Origin of the sequence: Mesorhizobium shonense, from assembly GCF_040545255.1 — a bacterium.
Taxonomy (GTDB): domain Bacteria; phylum Pseudomonadota; class Alphaproteobacteria; order Rhizobiales; family Rhizobiaceae; genus Mesorhizobium; species Mesorhizobium shonense.
In genome coordinates this window covers 354,432-374,900 of the sequence record NZ_JBEPLM010000002.1, presented here as the reverse complement: position 1 = coordinate 374,900, position 20,469 = coordinate 354,432, and the positions used below count along the sequence as shown (strand labels likewise).

The following is a 20,469-nucleotide window of genomic DNA, read 5'->3' as shown; positions in this document are numbered from 1 at the left end:
CCGCTCTATCCCAGCCAACATTTGACGCCCGCGAATCATGAGACTTCTCATTTCCTCCGGTTGCAGCATCAGACTTCCACCGGGCACACCAGCGTGAACGCCGTAATGAAGCTGGAAGCAGCGCCTTCCCGGCAGGACCTGCCTGCGTTGCCGACGGTGCAGTTGGGCGGGCTGCCCGTCACCGTGATTGATCGGCAGGGCGCCGCCCGGCTGATGATCGCAGCGGCGCGGCAACACCGCCACGGCAGCCGTCCGTATTATTTCACCTCCGCCAACGGCGAGGTCATCGCCCAGGCGCGTGCGAAATCGGAAATAGCTGCCCTCTTCCGCGAAGCCGACCAGATCTTCGCCGACGGCCAGCCGCTTGTTCTTGCCTCGCGCCTTTTGTGCCGCACGCCGCTGCCCGAACGGGTGGCGACCACCGATCTGTTCCACGACGTCGCAAAGCTCGCCGAGAACGAGGCCACGACCTTCTACCTGTTGGGCTCGACGGAGGCCGGGAACGCCAACGCCGTGGCCGCCATCAAGGCCAGCTACCCGCGCCTGCGCATCGTCGGCCACAGCCACGGCTATCTTTCCGGCCAGGCGCTCGAGAAAAAGCTCGATGAGATCAACGCGCTTGCGCCGGACATACTGTGGCTGGGCCTCGGCGTTCCGCGCGAGCAGATTTTTGTCCGCGATTTTGCGTCGCGGCTCTCGAATGTCGGCGTGATCAAGACCTCCGGCGGGCTCTTCGATCATATCGCCGGCAAGGTCCGGCGCGCGCCGCTCTGGGTCCAGAAGGCCGGCTTCGAATGGCTCTGGCGCATGCTCATGGAGCCGCGCCGGCTCTTCTGGCGCTATTTCACCACCAATCCCCGCGCCCTCTATGCCCTCCTGAGGTATTCGCAATGACCGCCGAACAATCGCTTGGTCCGCTGCCGGCGGGAACCGATACGGAGATCGCTATCGTCGGCGGCGGGCTCTCCGGAACGCTTGCCGCGACCCTACTTGGGCGGTCGGGTTACCGTGTCACGCTGATCGACCGCCACCCCGTTTTTCCGCGCGAGTTCCGCGTCGAGAAGATCGCCGGCGACCAGATCGACAAGCTGCGCCGGATCGGTCTCCTCGACAGTCTCTCGGCGGCGGCCGCGGCCTTCGACGAGATCGTCAACGTGCGCAAGGGGCGTGTGCTCGACCGCACGCGCGCCCGCCACTACGGCATTTTCTACGACGACCTCGTCGCGGCGATGCGGGCCGAGCTGCCCAAGACCGTACGTTTCGTCGCCGGCCGGGTAAGCGCGGTAGAGGCTGGGCCCGAGCGGCAGCGTGTGTCGATCATCGGCCAGCCGGACGTGACGGCTCGCCTGCTTGTGCTCGCCACCGGCATGGGAGACATCCTGCGGCGTGACGTCGGTATCGAGCGCCGCTTCGTCCACCAGCGCCAATCGCTGACCTTCGGCTTCAATGTCCGGCCGGCGGGCGCGAGCGCCTTCAAGCATCCGGCATTGACCTATTACGGCGAGCGGGTCTCCGACGGGATCGACTACCTCAACTTCTTCCCGGCCGGCGGTGTTACCCGCGCCAATCTCTTTGTTTTCCGGGACCACACCGACCCGTGGGTCAAGGCGCTGCGCGACCGCCCTCGCGAGACGCTCATCGAAACGCTTCCCGGTCTGATCAACACATTCGGCGATTTCGAGGTCATCGACCGTGTCTCGAGCTGGCTCACCGACATCACCGTCGCCGAGAATTGCAAGCGCGATGGCGTCGTGCTGATCGGAGATGCCTATCAGACATCCTGTCCCGCCGCCGGAACAGGGGTCAGCCGGCTGCTCACCGACGTCGAACGCCTGTGCATGGTGCACGTGCCGCAGTGGATGGCATCGCCTGGCATGGCGGCGGCAAAGATCGCCACTTTCTATGATGATCCCATGAAGCAGGCGATGGATGAGCGGGGACTCGAGATGGCGAATTTCCGCCGCAGCCTGACCATCGACACCGACCTGCGCTGGCGCGCGCGCCGGCAGGTTCACTTCAGCCGCCGCCGCATCCTGCACGAGATCGACAAGGTGAGCCCAAGCTTTGCCGCGAGGCTGCGCGGGCTCAAGCGGCCGCAAATCGAAGCCGTCACCTGATCACGGACCGTCGGCCGATGCATGTCGCCCAAAACCGCGCAGCGGTTTTGGGAAGACGACATGCATCAAAACAAAGGCTTAAAGCGCGGCGCCTGAATCCGTTGCGGCGGGCTTTAGCGCATTTCGTTCGATGCCAGGCTCCGGCATGAAGATGACGGCGCGATAGAACGGGGTCTTGAACGCACCTAAAGCAGGTCGCGTGAAAAAGGATTCACGCAGCCTGCTTTAGGTTCTTGATTTTAAGCATGTCTTCGTCCCGAAACCGGACCCACTTTCGGGAGACATGCTTTAAGGCGTTCAAACCCGACGCATCGATCAGGACGATTCGGCAGCCTCATCGGAGGCCGGCGGCACCATCACGGGAGAAGGCTTGGCCTTCTTGACGTGCGCGGCTTCCAGGATACGCCGCGCCAATGCCTTGGCCGCCGGCAATTTCTCCACCGTCAGATGCGCCGCATAGCCGAGCGGGCTTCCCGCGCGGTAGATTTGCCACATCGGTGAAGGCCGGCCGCCGAAGATGCGCTTGTAGGGCTCGTCGCCGATGGTGAAATCGAGGTGGTGGTCGCCACGCTCGATACAGTCGCGGGCGATCTGCTCGAACATCAGGCTGCCGATCGACTGTTTTCTGTAGCCTGCTTCGTCGAAGCCGCCGAGAATGACCAGGAGCGAGCCGCGGTGCTCGAGCCCGAGCGCGCCAGCGATCGGCCGTCCGTTCATCCAGAATGCGTAGGTGCGGGCGAAACCGCCGCATCCTTCATTGGCGACGGCCAGATAGAAATCGAAATAGGAGGGCATCTGCAGAAGGTCGGCGGGACCGTTGCTCCCGTCGAAGCGTTTGCCGCGATAGAGCTTGAGGGCATCGAATGTCGTGCGGATGGCGGCCGCGCCGTCCACGCATTCGAAGCGCGCCTCGCCCATGCGGTTGAGCTGCCGGGACTTCTTGTCGAGCTCCTTGCGATAGGACTGGTCCAGCCGGTGCTCGCGCCAGCCGGCGAATGTCGGTTCCAGCTTGCTGGAATAGGCGCTCATGCCCATGCTGTCGCGCTTGTCGATGCCAAGCAAGCGCTCCATCGCCAGCGAGCGGTCCGCCAGCTTGCCGACGCGCAAGAGATCGTAGGGCCGCAAATGCTTGCGGATGGCGGCGACTGCGTGGCTGTCGGCGAGGATGCGGGAGAAGGTCTCCTCATCGGCGACCGGCGACACATAGTCGGAGACCCGCATATCCGCGAATTCCACGGCCTTCAGCAGCGTGTAGCGGCGCCTCACCAGCGGCAGGACCATCGCAAGCTTCCCGCTTGCCCGCGCGCGTACGAGGATGATCAGCGGCGTCGCGGCGCCTTGCCGTACGAGCCTCTCGTACAGTTGCGCGAGCCATATGGGATGCTGAAAAGCGGTCGCCGCCGAACTAGCGAACAGCTCGGCGTATTCCGTCGAGCGGAAATCGAACACATCCTCGGCAGTGACTTCAAACATGTGATCCGAACCGGCGCGACAGCGGCCTATCGACGACGTCTTAGCCTTCAGGTCAAGATCGATCGCCGGGATTGTTGGAATCTTGGTATATGCGCAAAGTGCTAATGTTGCGTTGCACAGGGCCGGAAGGCGACCGGATTGCGGTGCGTGGCCCCAAGAATTTTTTGCCTGGAAGCGCGCCGTCGGGCTTTGCCTGTAACCGCAAGGTAAGCTTTTTCAGCCAAGTCATTTCTTCCTCGGAAACCCGAGCACGATGAGAGCCGGACGGGAAGACATGCTGGCGATCGAGGTCATTGTTCCGCAATCGGCGCCCCGCCGCTGGCAGCAGCTTGTCATAGAGCGGCTTGAGGCGGACGGCCACGATGTCGCGGTGGCGCATCGGCCGGAGCCGGCAAGCTGGCCGGCCGCGGCAAAAGCCGCCTTCCAGTTCGAGCAACGTCTTTTCCGCCGGCCCGGACCGCTTCTCGGCTCAGCGGTGCAGGCAATCCAGGCTCGATCCGGTAATCGCCCCGCCGCGCTGAGACTCGACCTCGCCGGCGATGCGACCCCATCGGACGTTCCGACAATCGGCGTTCGGTTCGACGGATCGGGCGCCGATCTCTCGGCGGCAATTGCCGTCGCGGCCGGTCGGCTGCCGGTGATCGAGGCCGTCCTCGACACGAAGACGGTCGTGGGCCAGGCGCGGCCGATGGTGGACAAGCGCGAATCCACCGCACTCGGCACCGAGGACGTATTCGCCCGGGCCATAACCTTGGTTCGGTCGGTCGCCCGGGCGTTCGCTGCGGGGCGGTTGCCGCTGGAGCCGATCGCTGAAACCCATGCTCGCGGTCGGCGAGGCCGGTTCACATCGGCATATCTAGGCGTCGCGTTGCCGCGGCTGGGCCAGGAAGCACTCCGGCGCGCACGCTTCCGCCATGCGCATTGGCGCGTCGGCTACCGCTTCACTGATGCGCCGGGCGTCGCCGATACAGGCAAGCTCGGCACCGGCTGGTCGGTGCTGCCGGACCTGGGCGACCATTTCTATGCCGACCCGTTCCCTTTCTGGCGGCAGGGTCGGCCTTTCGTCTTCATCGAGGACTATCCGCATGCCACCGGCAAGGCGGTCATCTCCGTTGTTGCCTTCGACGCGAACGGTGTCCCCGGGACGCCTCGTGTCGTGCTGGAGGAGGCCCACCACCTCTCCTACCCGCAGGTATTCGAGCGCGACGGCGTGATCTGGATGCTGCCGGAGGCGAGCGCCAGCGGCAAGCTGACGCTCTACCGCGCCTCGGGCTTCCCGGATGGCTGGGTTGCCGAGACCGTGCTGGTCGAAGGCGAGATTTCCGACGCAACCTTGTTCGAGCATGAAGGCATGCTCTGGCTGTTCGCTACCGACCGGGACGGCCATGGAAGCACTTCCGATACGCTGGCGGTTTTCTCCGCCCCCGCGCTCGCCGGTCCATGGCGGCCGCATCCGGCGAACCCGATCCTGATCGACCATCGCATGGCTCGCCCCGGCGGCGCCTTCGTCCGCAGCTGCGATGGCCGCATCCTCCTTCCGGTTCAGGATGGAACGCTGGGTTATGGCGGCGGGCTTGGCCTGTCCGAATTGCTGCAACTCGACCAGCAGGCGGTGCGGCTCTCCGCGCCGCGGCCGATCGATGCCGCCGGCGACTGGCCCTATCCGAAGATCCACACGCTCAACCGGGCCGGCCGCCTGGAGGTGATCGACGGGATCGCCGCCGTGCGCAAGCGGTCAGGCAAGCAGTAGCGCCTCGTATCCCGCGCACATCCTGGCCGGCGAATATTTGTCGCGGAGCCGCCGCCCCGCGGCCGAAAGCCTGGCTTTGAATTCCGGCCGCGCAAACAGATCGGCAAGTCCCGTAGCGATGCCGGCGGCGTCGGCCTCGACGAACAGCGCGGCGGGTGAGCCGTCCTCCGCGGTCAGCACCTCGCGCATGACGTCAAGGTTGCTCGCAACGACCGGCAGGCCGGAAATGGCCGCTTCGACGCAGGCAAGGCCGAAGGTCTCCGTCATCGACGCAAACGCGTAGGCATCGCCGGCAGCAAGGAATTCGAAGATGCGCGCCGGAGGAACCTCGCCGACGAGATGCAGGCGATTCGCCACGCCGTGGCTTTCGGCGAAGGCGACGAGCGCCTCGCGCTCCGGCCCGGCGCCGGCGAGCGCGACATGGACATCGGGCAGCCGGTCGAGCGCGCCGACAAGCGCGATCTGGTTCTTCATGGGCGTCAGCCGGCCGGACGAGACAGCCAGCCATACGCTCTGCGGCAGGCCGAAGGCGGCGCGCGCCGCTGCCTTGTCGAACTCCTCGCCCGGTACGGGAACGCCGTGATCGATGCGGTGCATACGCCGCCGGTAGGATCGCGGGTAGGAATCGAACTGCGCTTGCGTCCAGCCGGAATTGACGACATTCGCCTGGTAAAGGCCGACCATGCCCATCAGCTTGTCGATCTGGGAGAGCAGCCCCATGACGCCCTTGCTGTGCGGGGCGCCGCTCTGGTTTGCGACGATGTGCCTGACTCCGGCCAGCCGGGCGCCGATCGTGCCGAAGATATTGCCATAATGCTGGTAGGTGATGACGGCGTCGGGGCGTGCCTTACGCAGGTATCGCGCCAGGTCGATGGTCGCCCGGATCTGTCCCGGCAATCCGCGCGGGCGTTCCGACAGGACAAAATCCGCATTGGGGTCGCGGTCATAGGCATCTGTCTTGCGATACATGAAGACGGTGCGCACGTCATGGCCGCGGGCCCGCAATCCCTCGCCCACCATGTCGGAGATGCGTTGCGCCCCCGCCGCCTCCGCCTGGGTCTGCACCTGGACTATCTTCACGTGCGCCCTCTCATGAGCACATGCGGCACGAGACCGATCCTGTCAAAAGACAAGCCGAGGATCGACGGGTTGATGCCGATCCTGCGCCGGGGGATCGACACCCCGAAGGCCGTCCAGGCGATCACGGTTCCGGCGATGCTGAGTGCCGCGCCTATGGGTCCGAGGTAGTAGGTTGCCACGGCCGTCACGCAAAGTCCGACGAGGTTGACGACGACAAGCACTTTGAACAGCGCATGCTGGAGACCGGTCAACTGCAGCAGGACTTCGATCGGGCCGCAGGCCGTGCCGAATGTCGCCCCTATGCCGAAGATGACGAGCGTTGCCCTCATGGTCGGCGTCGCATAGGCCGGATTGAATATGGACAGGATGAAGCTGCCGAATATCCAGAACGCCGCCAGAACGCATAGCGCAATGGCCGAGCCGCCAAGCGCGGCGAGACTGGTGATGCGCTGCACGTGAGCCCTGTCGCCGCTATAGAAAGCGGCCGATATCTGCGGCGCCAGCGCCTGGTTCAGGCCGTTGAGGGCGAGGGTCACGAAACGGGTGGTCCGGTCCGCAACGAAGATCGCGCCGGCCGCCTCGGGCCCCAGGATCATCGCCACGAGGAGCGTGCTGACCTGGCCGAGAGCGGGCGGCAGCGAGGTGACGCCCCATAGGCCAAGCGTGACGGTCTTGAATTCCTGCTTTTGCCCTTCGGTGAGACCGCCGCGATCGGCCCGCATCGTGTCGCGTGCCAGGATGATTGTTTGCGGGACGACCGAGAGGACGAGCAGCAGTGCCGTCAGGTACGTTGCCGTAACCGCATCCATCTTCACATGCATGAAATGCAGCGCCAGAACGGCGGCGATCGTCGCCGCGCGCCAGATGATATCCCGCGGCAACAGGCCCGATATCAACGCGTTCTTGGCCCGGAAAGCGCCGGAGGTAAACTCCGACCAGCCGAGCGAGAAGGACAGCACCGCGGTCGCCACACACAGCGGGAGCCATTCGGGCGTTCCCCTGCCGATGAAGGGCAGGAATCCCACCATGATGATGAGCAGGCTGGTGCCGATAAGCCCGGCCAGCGCAACCAGAATAGCGCGCGCCATCAGCCCGTGAGCCGAGGCGAGGTCGCCCAGTCCGGCATATTGGGGCCAGAACCGGAGCACGGTGCTCTGCTGGCCCACCGAAGCAAAGAAGGAAACCAGGCTCGCGCCGGCATAGGTCGCGCTGTAAAGGCCGAACTCCCGTTCGTCCGTCACCATCGCCACGGCCACGAACATGAGGAAGGACAGGCCCGCGCTGGCAAGCTTGATGATGCCGGCCACGGCGCCGCTCTTGGCGAGGGCTGTGATCGACATGCGCATGTCGGTCGCCGGGCTGGCCGCTGCCCCCTGGGCGGCCTCGCGGTTCCCTGTATTGTCCTTCAACGTCGCCTCCTGAGACGATCGGCGATGGGCCTACCCCGCACCTACGACGACGCTCAAAACCCAATCCTGCATAAGCAAAATGCCGCAACCGCGCCAGCGCGAACGCTTCGCATGGTTACCGGCATCGCCCACGCAGAGCCCATCGTCACGCCGCCACCCTTAACGGATGGCTAACGATAATCCTTAATAATGTGGAGACGCGTGAGGGCGTGAGATCGCGGCTCTGCATGAGGGAAATGATGAAGCCAGCCAGTATCGACGAGCGCTCTCTCCCGCCCTTGTTCGACATAGGTGCCGTCTGGGCCATCCTTTGGGCGCGTCGCCTGATGGTGCTTGCCATCGCCGGCGCGACAGTGCTGCTGGCGCTCTCCTATCTTGCGGTGACGAAGCCGAGCTATACGGCGACCGCCTCGATACTGATCGATCCCCGCGACACGCGCGCGACCAATTTCAACAACGTGCTTCCCGGGATCGGCTCCGACAGCGCCGCGATCGCCAGCCAGGTCTTCGTCATCCAGTCGCCCGACCTGCTAGGTTCCGTCTTCAAAAGCCAGAAGCTCGACAGTGATCCGGAATTCGCCGGCGTCGGCATGATGTCGCGTCTGTTGTCGCTGTTCGGAGCCGGCGCGACCCCCACGCAGGATGCCGCCTTCAAGCGCTTCCAGAGCAAGGTATCGGTGGAGCGCGAAGGACTCACCTACGTCATCAATGTCAGCTTCAGGTCGCCGTCGCCGGAAAAGGCCGCGCGCATCGCCAATGCCATCGTCGACCAGTACCGGGCAGGCCTCGTGGGAGAACGCGAGACCGCCAACAGCGACGTGAATACTCTGCTGACAGACAGGATCTCGGGCCTGCAAAAGGATGTCAGCGACGCAGAGCGAGCGGTCGAGGATTTCAAGGCCAAACACAATATAGTGAATTCGACGGATGGCGGCACGCTGCAGTCGCAGCTCGATCAGCTCACGGCACAGCTGATAGCCGCCCAGGGCGACGCCGATCGGGCCAAGGACCGGTACAACCAGGCGCTTGCGGCGGGCAATTCGCCGGCGGGGCTCACCAAGCTGGCGGACATTCTTACCTCCACTTCCGCCAGCAAATTGCGCGACGACTACAACCAGCGCGCCACCGAGCTTGCCAGCTTGCAAACCATGTACGGGCCGCGTCACCCGACGATCGGACGGCTTCAGTCCGAACTGGAGCGGTTGCAGCGACTGATGGCGGCTGAAGCCGACCGGATAAGGCAGCAGTTGAAGGCCAGCTACGATCTTGCCGTGCAGAATGTCGGCAAGCTGCAGGACAAGCTCGAAGCCCTGCGTCAGCAGTCCACGGACTCAAACATCGCGCAGGTGCAGCTGCGGCAACTGGAATCGAAGGCGCAGGCCGCGCGCGCCGTGCTCGACGACTATCTCAAGCGCGCCCAGGAAACGTCCCAGATGCAGGGCGTGCAGACTTCCGAGGCGCGCAAGATCGGCGTCGCCTCGCCGCCGGTCCAGCCGACATGGCCGAAGCCCGTCCTGCTTCTCCTGGTGAGCGCCGTTCTGGGGCTTCTCGCCGGATGCGGCCTCGCTCTTGCGCTTGGTCCGATCCCGCAGCCGCAAGAGGATCCGCAGGCACCGAAGGATGCCGCGCCGGAGCCGGTCGCGGACCGCACGCCCGTCAGCCCCCGGCCACTGCCGACGCCTGCCAATTTCGGCGAATACCGTCTGCCTGGCGTTGCCGGCGGGACCGCCTATTCCAACATCAAGGCGATCAGGAAGCAGCTGTTCCAGACCGGAAACGAAACGCTTTCGCTCGACGTCCTGAAGATCATGCGGCAGATGATCCTGCACTTGAACGATCATGGCAAACCCTTTGTCATCCTCGTGTCGTCGATACGCAGCAGCTTCGAGGCAAGGATCGCGGGCGCGATGCTGGGCATCGGCATGCAAAGGGCGGATCAAAATGTGCTGATGGTGGAAATCGGCGATCATCTGTCCAACTCGACGACGGACGGAGCCGGATTGTTCATCGATGGCGCGACCGGTCTGCAGACGGTCGTGTGCAGTTCCGTGACGGAGAAAAGTCCTGGCGTTGCGGACCGCAACACCTTCCGCGGCATTCTGACCGAGGCTGGGAGCGCATTCGATTTCGTGCTCGTGACCGTGCCTTCATTCAAAGAGGACGGCTGGAATCCTGAACTCTTCGCCAAGGCAGACCTGGCGATTCTGGCGCTCAGCCCGTCCGAACAGCCTTCGGAGGCTGCCAAGCTCATCGCGCAGAAATTCGGCGCCGGCCAGATCGGCCGCAGTGCCACTCTTGTTGTTGCGCCGGATGGCGCGCGGCCGGCCGGAGCGATCGACGGTCCGCGAGCGACGGGCGAACGGCGCCACATATCCGCCGCCCGCGGATGAGCCGTGGAGGCGGTGGATCGATGACATCACCGCCCAAGGTGTCACGGCGACGTGCGCTGGCGCTCGCCGCCGGAGCCCTTTTCGCCACCTCCCTCCTGCCCAGGTCGGCCGCGCTGGCGACGGCCGGCGCCCGCATCCCGTCGCGCGGCTTCAACCTTCCCGGATGGCTCGATCGCGACGGTGGCCCTGCTGCCGGCGCGGCCACGCTTGAAAAGCTGCGCCAGGCGGGGTTCGAAACGATCCGGCTGCCGGTAAACGGCGAACTCGTCTCCAGCGGCGGCCCGGCAACGCTTCGCCGCATCCAGAACGGGATCAGGGACCTTGTCGGGTTGGGCTTTTCCGTCCTGCTCGACATGCACCCCTCGGGCAAGCTGGTGGCGGCGTTCCGGAACGATCCCGAGGCCGCGGGCGGGCAGGTGCTCCGGGCCTGGACGGCGCTGCGTGTCGTCGTCGCCGATCTGCCGGCGGATTGGGTCTATCCGGAGCTCCTGAACGAGCCGCCCATGGAACGAACCAACTGGCTGGCGCTGCGCGAACAGATCGCCGCGACGCTGCGAGCGACCTGCCCGCTCCACACGCTGGTCTGGGGACCGGCGCGGTTTCAGGGCATCTGGGAAATCGCCGACACGCCGCCGCTCGCCGACGACAACCAGATTGCCGCCGTTCACTATTACGCGCCCATGGCATTCACCCATCAATGCGAGAACTGGGATGCCTCGCCGCTCGCCCGCATCGCCAACCTGCCCTTTCCCGCCACAAGGGGAACACCGGCAGTCAGTCAGGTGCTCTCCAAACTGCGCGCCACTGGCGACGAAGAGGCCGCGAACCTCGTCGAGGACGAACTGTCGGCGCCCTGGACGGAGGCGCGGATCGCCGCGGACTTTGCCGACGTGGCGCGCTGGTCCGCGACCCACGGCTGCCCGGTCATGCTGAACGAATTCGGCGTGCTCAATTTCTGCGTGGACGCCGACAGTCGGGAGTCCTGGGTGCGCGCCGTGCGCAAGGCGGCGGAAGCGAACCATTTGGCATGGACCTATTGGGAACTCGATCAGGGTTTCGGCTTCATCAGGAGCAGGCAGAGTGTCGAAGGCTTCGACGACTCGATGATTGCCGCGCTCCTTGGCAGTTAAGCGGGAAACGGACGTGGACGACAGGCGCCATAAACGCTTGCTGGAGCAAGCAATGACCGGGACGGGCCAGAAATGAGCACGACGCAGGCCTATTCGCCTGCCGGACCGGGCGCGCCGAGCAGGGCCACGTCGGAAGCCGTGCTGCATGTCGGCACGGCTCTGCTTGTCGTTGCGCTCGCCGTCTCCTCGTTTGCGGTCTGGACTCCGTTCGGGATTGCCGCGACATTCGTGCTGACGCTGATCATTGCGAACGCGATGCCTTCGGGCGTTCCCGTGCTGATCATCTGCGCCTTCCTCTACCAGAACCTCGTGGTCGCCTGGTTCACCCCTTACATTCCCGACAACGACACATTCGACACGCTGCGCGGCACGAACTTCATCATCCTGATGACCGCGTTCGGCATTTTCCTGGCCGCCTCGTTTCAGCACCGCGTCCGCGCGCTGACCGAATTGCGGCCATGGTTGCTGCTGAGCATGGTTCTGTGCGGCACGGTTTGTTTCTATTTCGCCCTCGGGGTCGTGCATGGCGGCCCCAAGGACGCGGTCGTCTATTTCCGCAATACGATCACGCCGTTGGCCTGCTTCCACGTTGCGGTCCTTGCCGCCAGCCTTTATCCCGTCGACCTGCGCAAGTGCATGCTCTGGCTTGGCGCCGGCGCGATCATCTATGGCTATGCGGAACTGACCTTCACCATGGATTTCCTCGGGCTCTTCCATGGCGACCAATATGTCGAGCGCAGCATATCGCGACAGGTCGAGACAGGTGTATGGGAGCAGGCGCTGAAGGAGACGGGTTTCGTTTACCGTGGGATCGAGGACGTGATGACCACGACCTTCTTCAACACGCCGCTGTTCAACGACATCCTGCCGAGCGTCTTCCGCATCGGCGGCCCCAACTTCCATCCGATCAGCTATGCTTACGCCTTGAGCATCATATCGGCCTGGCTTCTCTTCAGGGGACGATGGTTGCTGCCTCTTGCGGCCTTGCCGCTGCTGCTCGTCATCGGCTCCAAGGGCGCCACCTTCATGCTCTTCGTCGCGATCGCCGTGCGGCTCATCTACAGCCCCGCCCGCGCCGGTCTGGCGCTCATGGCCGCGATCGCCCTGGCCGTGGTCTGGACGACGGCGGCGATCGCCTACGGCGCCACGCATGGCGACTACCATGTCCTCGGCCTGATCGCCGGCATGCGCGACTTCCTGGCCGATCCGCTCGGCCAAGGACTGGGTCTCGGCGGCAACCTGTCGAGCACGAGCATCAATCTCAACTGGCAAAGCGCTCAGGCCGAGGGTGCCGCCTCCGTTCCGGTCGAGAGCGCGGTTGGCGTCATGCTTTACCAGATGGGCGTAGGCAGCCTGGTGTTCTTCGGCTTCCTGGCGGCACTGTTGGTGGCATTGCGGCGGCAGCTCATCGAAACCGGCGACCCTGATTTCCTGTTCGGCTTTGTCGGCATCGCCACCATCTCGGCCAACGCCGTGCTGCAGGAGGAAGCGTTCTACTCCCCGCTCGCCCTCGCCTTCTGCCTGCTGCTCGCCGGGATCTCGCTCGGAACACGCTGGCGCATTGCCGCCGCGGCAAGAGCTGGTTCGCCCGGCTGATTCAGCCGGCTGCGCGATGTCGTTCAGGAGCCGAACAGCACCATCTCGGTAAACGTCAGGTCTCCCGGCGAAGGTTGTTTCGGACCCTTGAAATACTTGATCCCCTTCTTCGGAAAATACCTGCCCGACAGACCGGGAACCGGCCCCATGGCATCGACGAGGCAAAGCAGCTTTCCACGCCGCAGGAGAAAGCGCCCCAGGGCCCCGGCACAGCGGACAAGGTCCACGTGCGAACGGCAGTAGACGACCTGGCAGCACGGAATGAGGCCACGCAAGATCCGGCGCGGCTTGAGCACAACGGGCAGCGCTACGCCATCGCAAATGCATATCAGCGAAAGGCAGCCCAGCGCCGCATGCTCCAGGAGTATGTATCTTTCATTGTCGGTGAGCTCAGCCATGTCGGCGAGCTCCGCATGGACTTCCAGCACGCGGTCCGACGGCGGCACGGAATTGAAAGCCGGAAGGAAGGCGACCTGTCCGCCGGAAAACAGGCGAAAACCGAACGCTTTGTTGAGCTTCACGGTCCCGGGTGATGGAGAAATATTGATGTAGACCACGTCCTTGCGCGCAATGACCGTCGCGATCATCCTGCTGGCATAGGGCCGGAACTCCGCGTCCACGGACCAGCTCGACAGATTGCAGCGGATTTCGTCGCCCTCCAGGCTCCTGTGCCTGGCATAAAGCGTAAGCACGGCGCCGACGATCCGGCCTGACTTCTCGAGGACAAATCCATATCGCGGGAAATCGGCGACCACGGGCCGCTGCGAGAGACGCGTCAGCGCATCTATCCAATAGCCCCGGCTGCGTTCCGGAAAGCCCCTGTGCAGGCAATCCGCCACGCCTTCCCAATCTCCCTCGTCGAAGGGTCGGCAGCCGACACCGGGAGGAAATGCACCGAGAACCGCCATGGTCGACTCAAGAAAAAAGGCACCGGATATGGTCGAGGTCCGTATTATCCTGACGATCGATTACTAACGAATTACACCGCCGTCGAAGCCAATTTTATTGGCCATATCTCACGCCGCCGTGCAGCGCTCCTCCGCCACACCTGAGCTTCCAAATTCTACAACTCCAAAGATATTTAAGGGTTGTAGGATCGACTAATAATCATTTGTTTTCGCGTAATCCGGTGGAGAGCCATTGCACGCCTTTCCTGATTGCCCCTGGCCCCAGCCCTTTGCGATCAGCCCTCGAGCCACCGCAGGACGCTGCCGCTATCCCGACCAACACGGCGCTATCGACGGCGCGACCGCACAGCCAAAATTTCTGCCGACCCCGCTTGTACCGAAATCTCATATGTGAATATAGTCTTCACAAGAGAAGATTTGGGGAGGATCGATCGCGTCTGGCTCCGGCTTTGCCCGGACGGCACGGCCTATTCTCCGGCAGCGGATGAACAGGACAATGACCAGCTTCCCGCCCACCGTCGGCGTCGCTTCGACACGCCCTTCCGACATGCCGGCAGATCACGCCGAGCTGCCGGTGTGGAACGCCGAAAACTGGTTTTACGAGGATTGGCCGGTCGGCCAGAAAATCCGCTCGCTCCGGCGCACCATGGCCGAGGGCGACAGCCATCTCTTCAACACCCTGGTGCTCGACATCCATCCCTATGTTCAGGACCAGATGTTCGCCGAGCGCGAAGGCATTTTCGGCAAGCGTCTGGTGGCCGGCGCGTTCGTCTTCTCCGCCGGGCTCGGCCTCGTCGCGACCAACTGCGTCAACGCCTTTTCCTACGGCTACGACAAGCTTCGCTTCATCAAGCCGGTCTTCATCGGCGACACCATCTATTCGATCCGCACCAACATGGAAAAAAGGCCTCGCTATCATGACATGGGGCTGATCCGCGCCAGCTACGAAGTGTTCAAGGGCGAAGGCGAGCTGGTGCTCTACTGCGAGCACCTGCAGACGGTGAAATACAAGAACCCGGCCGACTTCGCCGGCAAGACGGAGAAGTGATGATGGCCGACCTGCCGCTCTCCGGCCTCGTCGTCGTCGATATGAGCCAGTTCCTGTCGGGACCTTACTGCTCGCTGAGGCTCCTCGATCTCGGCGCCCGCGTCATCAAGATCGAGCGGCCCGATGGCGGCGACCTATCGCGCAGGCTCTATCTCAGCGACACCGAGATCGGCGGCGATTCCACCATCTTCCACGCCATCAACCGGGCCAAGGAGAGCTTCGCGGTCGACCTGAAGAATGAGGACGACCTGAAGGCGCTGCGCGGGCTGCTCGCGAAAGCCGACGTGCTAATCCAGAACTTCCGGCCCGGCGTCATCGAGCGGCTCGGCCTCGACTATGAGCATGTGCGCACGCTCAACCCGCGCCTGGTCTATGCCTCGATCAGCGGCTATGGCGAGGAAGGCCCGTGGGTGAAGCGTCCGGGCCAGGACCTGCTCGCCCAGGCGCGTTCCGGCGTGATGTGGCTGAATGGCGACGAGGACCAGGGTCCGGTGCCGTTCGGCCTGGCGATCGCCGACATGCTGGCGGGTGCCGCTTGCGCGCAAGGCATCCTCGCCGCCCTGGTCCGGCGCGGCATCACCGGCGAAGGCGGCCATATCGAGACCAGCCTGTTCGAGGCGCTGATCGACTTCCAATTCGAGGTCCTGACGACGCATCTCAACGATGGCCGGCGGCTGCCGCGCCGCTCGTCCTTCCGCAGCGCCCACGCCTATCTGGCGGCGCCCTACGGCGTCTATCCGGCGAAGGACGGTTTCCTCGCGATCGCCATGACGCCGATCCCGAAGCTTGCCGACCTGCTGGAGATCGAGGCGCTGGCGCCCTATCGCGACCAGCCGTCGACCTGGTTCACCGCGCGCGACGAGATCAAGGCGATCATCGCCCAGCGCATCGCGCAGAAGTCGGTCGACGAATGGCTGGCGATCCTCGAGCCGGCCGACATCTGGTGCGCCAAGGTGCTGAACTGGAAGAAGATGCTGGAGAGCGACGGCTTCACGGCGCTCGACCTCTTGCAGACCGTGACGCGCGAGGACGGTGTTGCGATCCACACCACCCGGTCGCCGCTGAGGATCGACGGCGTGCGCGCCAAGGTCGAGCAGGCCGCGCCGCGCGTCGGCGAGCACAGCGCAAAAATCCGCGAGGAATTCGGCCTGTGACGTCGCTCAAGGGCATGACCTGGAACCATCCGCGCGGCTACGACCCGATGGTCGCCTGCTCCAGGCTGTGGAAGGAAAAGACCGGCGTTTCGATCGAATGGGAGAAGCGCTCGCTGCAGGATTTCGAATCCTTCCCGGTCGAGGAACTCGCCCGCGCGTATGACCTGATCGTCATCGATCATCCGCATGTCGGCCAGATCACCGCCGAGAAGTGTCTCGCGCCGCTCGACGTGCCGGGCCGCGAGGCGGACCGCGCGGCGCTGGCGAAGGCAAGCGTCGGCCGATCCTACCCAAGCTATACCTGGCAAGGACGGCAATGGGCCTTCCCTATCGATGCCGCGACCCAGGTGCAGGCCTGGCGTCCCGATCTGATCGAGACCGCGCCGACGTTCTGGACCGAAGTGCTGGAACTCGCCCTAGAGGGCCGCGTGCTTCTGCCGCTCAGGCCGCCCCATTCGCTGATGTGTTTCTACACGCTTGCCGCCGATCTCGGCCGGCCATGCGTTGTCGATGGATCAGGCGACCTGGTCGATCCCGAGACCGGCGAAACCGTCATCGAAATGCTGCGCGAGATCATAGCGCTCGTCGATCCCGAATGTCTGACGATGGATCCGATCGCCGTGTTCGAAAAGACGGTCGAGGCCGGCTCCCGCATCGCCTGTGTGCCGCTGGTCTATGGCTACGTGCCTTATGCAGTAGCAGGGTTCCGCCCGAACCGGCTTGCCTTTTGCGACATGCCGGTCGCCGGCGGCAACGGTCCGGTCGGCTCCGCCCTCGGCGGCACCGGCATCGCCGTCTCGGCCTTCTCAAATGCGAGCAGGGAAGCGATCGACTTCGCATACTGGATCGCCAGCGGCGAGGTGCAGCGCGGACCGTATGCCGTCGCCGGTGGCCAGCCCGGCCATGCCGCCGCCTGGGAGGACGAGGCCGTCAATGCCGCGACCGGCGACTTCTATCGCGCCACGCGGGCAACGCTCGAAGGCGCCTGGGTGCGTCCGCGCCATGACGGCTACATGGCCTTCCAGCAGGCGGCATCCGACCGCCTCAACGAGGGCCTTGTCGGCCGGCAGGACGCACGCCGCGTCGTCGCCGACATCAACCGCCTGTTCCGAGAAAGTTTCGCGCCGTCCGTCGCCGGCTAACGTCGCTTAACCCGCGCAACGGTCTCGGGGTTTAAAGCCGCCACAGCTTCTTCGCGTTGCCGGACAAAAGCTTGGCGCGCTCGGTGTCGCTTGCGCCTGCAAGGAGCGCATGCGTCGCCGAAACCCAGCCGAGCAGCCCGCCGCCCAGTGTGCAGACCGGCCAGTCGCTGCCCCACACGACACGGTCCCAGCCAAAGCTTCCGATCGTGTGCTCGACATAGGGCCGCAGCGTCTCGACGGTCCAGGTCGCGGGATCGGCATAGGCGACGACGCCGGAGATCTTGCCGACGACATTGGGGCGCCGGGCGATCTCGGCGATCTGCTCGCGCCAGGGGTGCTCGGCCTTGCCCTTGATGTCGGGCACGCCGCAATGGTCGAGGACGAACTGCACCTCCGGCGCCAGATCGACCAGCGCGATCGCTTGGGCCATCTGCCTCGGCAGCACGCAGAGGTCGAAGGTCAGCCCACTGCCGGCGACGCGTCGAATGTTCTCGCGGAACAGGGGGCCCTCCGAGACGTCGTCGGGCACGACATGCAGCACGCGGCGGAACCCCTTGACGAAGGGATCGGCCCTCACCTTGTCCAGCCAGGCGGCGAAGTCCGGCTCTTCCGGCCGGCACGAGACGATCGCGCCCCGCACCAGGCTGCCAGGCTTCTTCGACAATCCTTCGACGTGAACCGTCTCGGCCTCGATATCGGCCGGCTCGACATCGACCTCCATATGCAGCGCCAGCTCTATGCCGGCGCGGCGCGCCTCTGTGGCGTATTCATCGTAGGGGAAGTTGCGGTCCAGCGCCGGTACGCCGGACAGCCAAGGGTAGCGCAGCGCCGCCTTATCGATGAGATGCAGGTGCGTGTCGACGATCATCGCTTCCTCCCTTGTCGCGCACATACATGTTGCCCCAAACCGTGCAGCGGTCTTGGGAAAAGAACATGCATCAAAACATGGACCCGATCATCTCACGGGAGAATTTATCATTCAAATAAGAATTACGCCTTGGGCATCACATCCGATCCGGCGAGCTGCGACAGACGGGCGGCGGCGGCCTGGAGCAGCGTGATGGTCCTGGTGATATCGGGCGCGGCCGGCGCATTGACCAGGGTGATATAGGGTATGGTGAGCGCGGCGATGCCGCGTCCGTCGGGCCCGAGCACCGGCGCCGAGAGATTGTAGACGCCGGCCGTCTGCAGCGAAGCCATCATCTCATAGCCGCGGTCACGCACCTGGTCGAGGCGGGCGAAGAAGTCGGGCGACAACTTCATCTCCTCGTTGCTGCGCAAATGCTCGGCGATCATCATCTCGCGTTCTTCCGGCGAGCGGAAGGCCAGCAGCACATGTCCCGACCCGGTGTCGAACAGGCTGATATGCGAGCCGACGCGGATCGAAATTCCCCAGTACCGCGGCGCTTCCTGCTGGGCGATGACGACGGCGCTGCCGCGATCGAACACCACGAGCTGGTTCGCTTGCCATGTGGTTTCGGCCAGTTCGCGCATGATCGAAGTGGCGTAGGAGACCAGCCTGCGCACCGGCGCATGCAGCTGGCCGAGCCCGAAAAGCTTCAGCGTCAGCGAATAGCGATCGCCGTCCGGCCGGGTGACGTAGCCGCGTTTCACCAGCCGGTCGAGCATCCGGTAGAACTCGTTCGGGCTGCGGTCGAGCCGCTTGGCGATCTCGGCTTGCGTCAGGCCGCCATCGACGCTTGCCAGCAGCTCCAGGATGTCCAGCCCCTTGTCCAGAGCCGGCGCGCGATAGCGGTCTTCCTCGTCGTCCTGCACCGGATGCCCCTCTGGTGAATTTCTATCTTCATATACGCAAGAGCGCCTTCATTGGAAAGAAGTTTCGGCTTGACGACTTATGAATATTTTGTTTGCATATGAATGAAGCGGCAGAGCTTCAGGTCATGACGGCCATCGGCCGTCCAGGGAGGAATTCATGAACAGACTGCTTACCGGCGTCGCCGCCGGCGCATTGCTCATGGCATCGGGCGCTGCATTCGCGGCCGACCTGCCGGGCAAGTTTCCCGGCGTCACCATCGACGCCAAGCTGATCGGCGGCCAGCAATACGAAAAACTCTACGAGCGCATCGGCGAGTGGGAGAAGGCGACCGGCGCAAAGGTCAACGTCATCTCCAAGAAGAATCACTTCGATCTCGACAAGGAGATCAAGTCGGACATCGCCTCCAACTCGATCACCTGGTGCGTCGGCTCCAACCACACCTCGTTCGCGCCGCAATATCCGGGCATCTATACCGATCTCGCCAAGCTCTTGCCGAAGGAGGAGATCGACGCCTTCGTTCCGGCCAACATCGCCGCCGGCACGCTCGACGGCAAGTTGGTGATGCTGCCGCGCGCGCAGTTCGACGTCTCGGCGCTCTACTACCAGAAGAGCCTCTATCAGGACGAAGCCAAGAAGAAGGCCTACAAGGAGAAGTACGGCGAGGATCTCGCCCCGCCGGACACGTTCGACGAGATGGCCCAGCAGGCGGAATTCTTCGCCAGCCCGCCCGATTTCTACGGCACGCAATATGCCGGCAAGGAAGAGGCGATCAACGGCCGCTTCTACGAGATGCTGATCGCCGACGGCGGCGAATATCTCGACAAGGACGGCAAGCCGGCCTTCAATTCCGATGCCGGCGTCAAGGCGCTCGACTGGTTCGTCAACCTCTACAAGGCGAAGGCAGTGCCCGCCGGCACGACCAACTATCTGTGGGATGACCTCGGCCAGGGCTTCGCCTCCGGCACCGTGGCGATCAACCTCGACTGGCCGGGCTGGGCCGGCTTCTTCAACGACCCGAAGTCGTCCAAGGTCGCCGGCAATGTCGGCGTCAAGGTGCAGCCCAAGGGCTCGTCCGGCAAGCGCTCCGGCTGGTCCGGCGCGCATGGCTTCTCGGTGACCGAGAACTGCGCCAACAAGGAAGCCGCCGCCTCGCTGGTCTGGTGGCTGACCAACGAGGACAGCCAGAAGCTGGAAGCCGCCGCCGGCCCGCTGCCCACCCGCACCAAGGTGTGGGAATGGGACCTAGAGCAGGCTAAGTCCGATCCATACAAGACCGAAGTGCTGCAGGCCTTCCAGGAAGCCGCCAAGAACGCCTTCCCGGTGCCGCAGACACCTGAGTGGATCGAGATCTCCAACGCCGTCTATCCGGAGCTGCAGGCGGCGATCCTTGGCGACAAGACCTCCAAGCAGGCGCTCGACGACGCTGCCGCCAAGGCGACGCAGATCCTCGAGGACGCGGGCAAGCTCTAATGCATGTCGCCCAAAAGTGCGCAGC

Annotated in this window: 16 protein-coding genes; 10 read left to right on the top strand and 6 right to left on the bottom strand. The window is 64.3% G+C overall.

The window, feature by feature from the left end; genetic code table 11:
* The first annotated feature begins 105 nt into the window (after positions 1-105).
* Positions 106-894, top strand: a complete 789-nt coding sequence (locus ABID26_RS07215; protein ID WP_292303345.1) for a WecB/TagA/CpsF family glycosyltransferase — start codon at positions 106-108, stop codon at positions 892-894.
* Entirely contained in the window at positions 891-2,117 is a 1,227-nt protein-coding gene (locus tag ABID26_RS07210) for an FAD-dependent oxidoreductase (RefSeq protein ID WP_292303344.1), read from the top strand. The genes ABID26_RS07215 and ABID26_RS07210 overlap by 4 nt, the downstream gene beginning before the upstream one ends.
* 315 nt (positions 2,118-2,432) lie before the next feature.
* On the opposite strand, the gene ABID26_RS07205 is transcribed toward ABID26_RS07210, so the two are convergent.
* Positions 2,433-3,590 carry a GNAT family N-acetyltransferase gene (locus ABID26_RS07205; RefSeq protein ID WP_292303342.1) on the bottom strand — a complete coding sequence of 386 codons (1,158 nt, stop codon included), beginning with the start codon at positions 3,588-3,590 and terminating at the stop codon, positions 2,433-2,435.
* A 253-nt stretch (positions 3,591-3,843) separates the two neighbouring features.
* On the opposite strand from ABID26_RS07205, the gene ABID26_RS07200 reads away from it, so the two are divergent.
* Positions 3,844-5,340 carry a glucosamine inositolphosphorylceramide transferase family protein gene (locus ABID26_RS07200; protein WP_292303340.1) on the top strand — a complete coding sequence of 499 codons (1,497 nt, stop codon included), beginning with the start codon at positions 3,844-3,846 and terminating at the stop codon, positions 5,338-5,340.
* Here ABID26_RS07200 and ABID26_RS07195 read toward each other — a convergent pair.
* The gene (locus ABID26_RS07195; RefSeq protein ID WP_354414688.1) at positions 5,326-6,420 is read right to left on the bottom strand and encodes a glycosyltransferase family 4 protein; all 1,095 of its coding nucleotides are present in this window, start codon (positions 6,418-6,420) and stop codon (positions 5,326-5,328) included. The genes ABID26_RS07200 and ABID26_RS07195 overlap by 15 nt on opposite strands.
* Positions 6,417-7,829 carry a lipopolysaccharide biosynthesis protein gene (locus tag ABID26_RS07190; RefSeq protein ID WP_354414686.1) on the bottom strand — a complete coding sequence of 471 codons (1,413 nt, stop codon included), beginning with the start codon at positions 7,827-7,829 and terminating at the stop codon, positions 6,417-6,419. Before ABID26_RS07190 ends, ABID26_RS07195 begins: the two co-directional genes overlap by 4 nt.
* A gap of 239 nt (positions 7,830-8,068) precedes the next feature.
* On the opposite strand from ABID26_RS07190, the gene ABID26_RS07185 reads away from it, so the two are divergent.
* The 3 genes from ABID26_RS07185 to ABID26_RS07175 all read left to right on the top strand — a co-directional run bounded on the left by ABID26_RS07185 (position 8,069) and on the right by ABID26_RS07175 (position 12,945).
* Entirely contained in the window at positions 8,069-10,219 is a 2,151-nt protein-coding gene (locus ABID26_RS07185; protein ID WP_354414683.1) for a GumC family protein, read from the top strand.
* A gap of 20 nt (positions 10,220-10,239) precedes the next feature.
* Positions 10,240-11,349, top strand: a complete 1,110-nt coding sequence (locus ABID26_RS07180) for a glycoside hydrolase family 5 protein (RefSeq protein ID WP_354414680.1) — start codon at positions 10,240-10,242, stop codon at positions 11,347-11,349.
* A gap of 72 nt (positions 11,350-11,421) precedes the next feature.
* Positions 11,422-12,945 carry a hypothetical protein gene (locus ABID26_RS07175; protein ID WP_354414677.1) on the top strand — a complete coding sequence of 508 codons (1,524 nt, stop codon included), beginning with the start codon at positions 11,422-11,424 and terminating at the stop codon, positions 12,943-12,945.
* Between the two features lie 23 nt (positions 12,946-12,968).
* Here the strand turns inward: ABID26_RS07175 and ABID26_RS07170 are convergent, their stop codons facing one another.
* Positions 12,969-13,700 carry a hypothetical protein gene (locus ABID26_RS07170; protein WP_292345097.1) on the bottom strand — a complete coding sequence of 244 codons (732 nt, stop codon included), beginning with the start codon at positions 13,698-13,700 and terminating at the stop codon, positions 12,969-12,971.
* A gap of 649 nt (positions 13,701-14,349) precedes the next feature.
* Between ABID26_RS07170 and ABID26_RS07165 the strand changes: the two genes are divergently transcribed.
* The 3 genes from ABID26_RS07165 to ABID26_RS07155 are packed head-to-tail and all read left to right on the top strand — an operon-like array spanning position 14,350 to position 17,197.
* A complete protein-coding gene (locus tag ABID26_RS07165; RefSeq protein ID WP_126098178.1) occupies positions 14,350-14,901 on the top strand; it encodes a MaoC family dehydratase in 552 nt (183 codons plus the stop codon).
* Positions 14,901-16,055, top strand: a complete 1,155-nt coding sequence (locus tag ABID26_RS07160; protein ID WP_126098177.1) for a CaiB/BaiF CoA transferase family protein — start codon at positions 14,901-14,903, stop codon at positions 16,053-16,055. The genes ABID26_RS07165 and ABID26_RS07160 overlap by 1 nt, the downstream gene beginning before the upstream one ends.
* Positions 16,056-16,069: 14 nt before the next feature.
* Positions 16,070-17,197, top strand: coding sequence for an extracellular solute-binding protein (locus ABID26_RS07155; protein ID WP_354415038.1), 1,128 nt, complete (start codon positions 16,070-16,072; stop codon positions 17,195-17,197).
* Positions 17,198-17,228: 31 nt separating this feature from the next.
* Here the strand turns inward: ABID26_RS07155 and ABID26_RS07150 are convergent, their stop codons facing one another.
* Entirely contained in the window at positions 17,229-18,065 is an 837-nt protein-coding gene (locus ABID26_RS07150; RefSeq protein ID WP_354414673.1) for an amidohydrolase family protein, read from the bottom strand.
* 122 nt (positions 18,066-18,187) lie between these two features.
* Positions 18,188-18,973, bottom strand: a complete 786-nt coding sequence (locus tag ABID26_RS07145) for an IclR family transcriptional regulator (protein WP_292303039.1) — start codon at positions 18,971-18,973, stop codon at positions 18,188-18,190.
* A gap of 157 nt (positions 18,974-19,130) precedes the next feature.
* On the opposite strand from ABID26_RS07145, the gene ABID26_RS07140 reads away from it, so the two are divergent.
* Positions 19,131-20,444, top strand: coding sequence for an ABC transporter substrate-binding protein (locus ABID26_RS07140; RefSeq protein ID WP_292303038.1), 1,314 nt, complete (start codon positions 19,131-19,133; stop codon positions 20,442-20,444).
* Positions 20,445-20,469 lie beyond the last annotated feature (25 nt).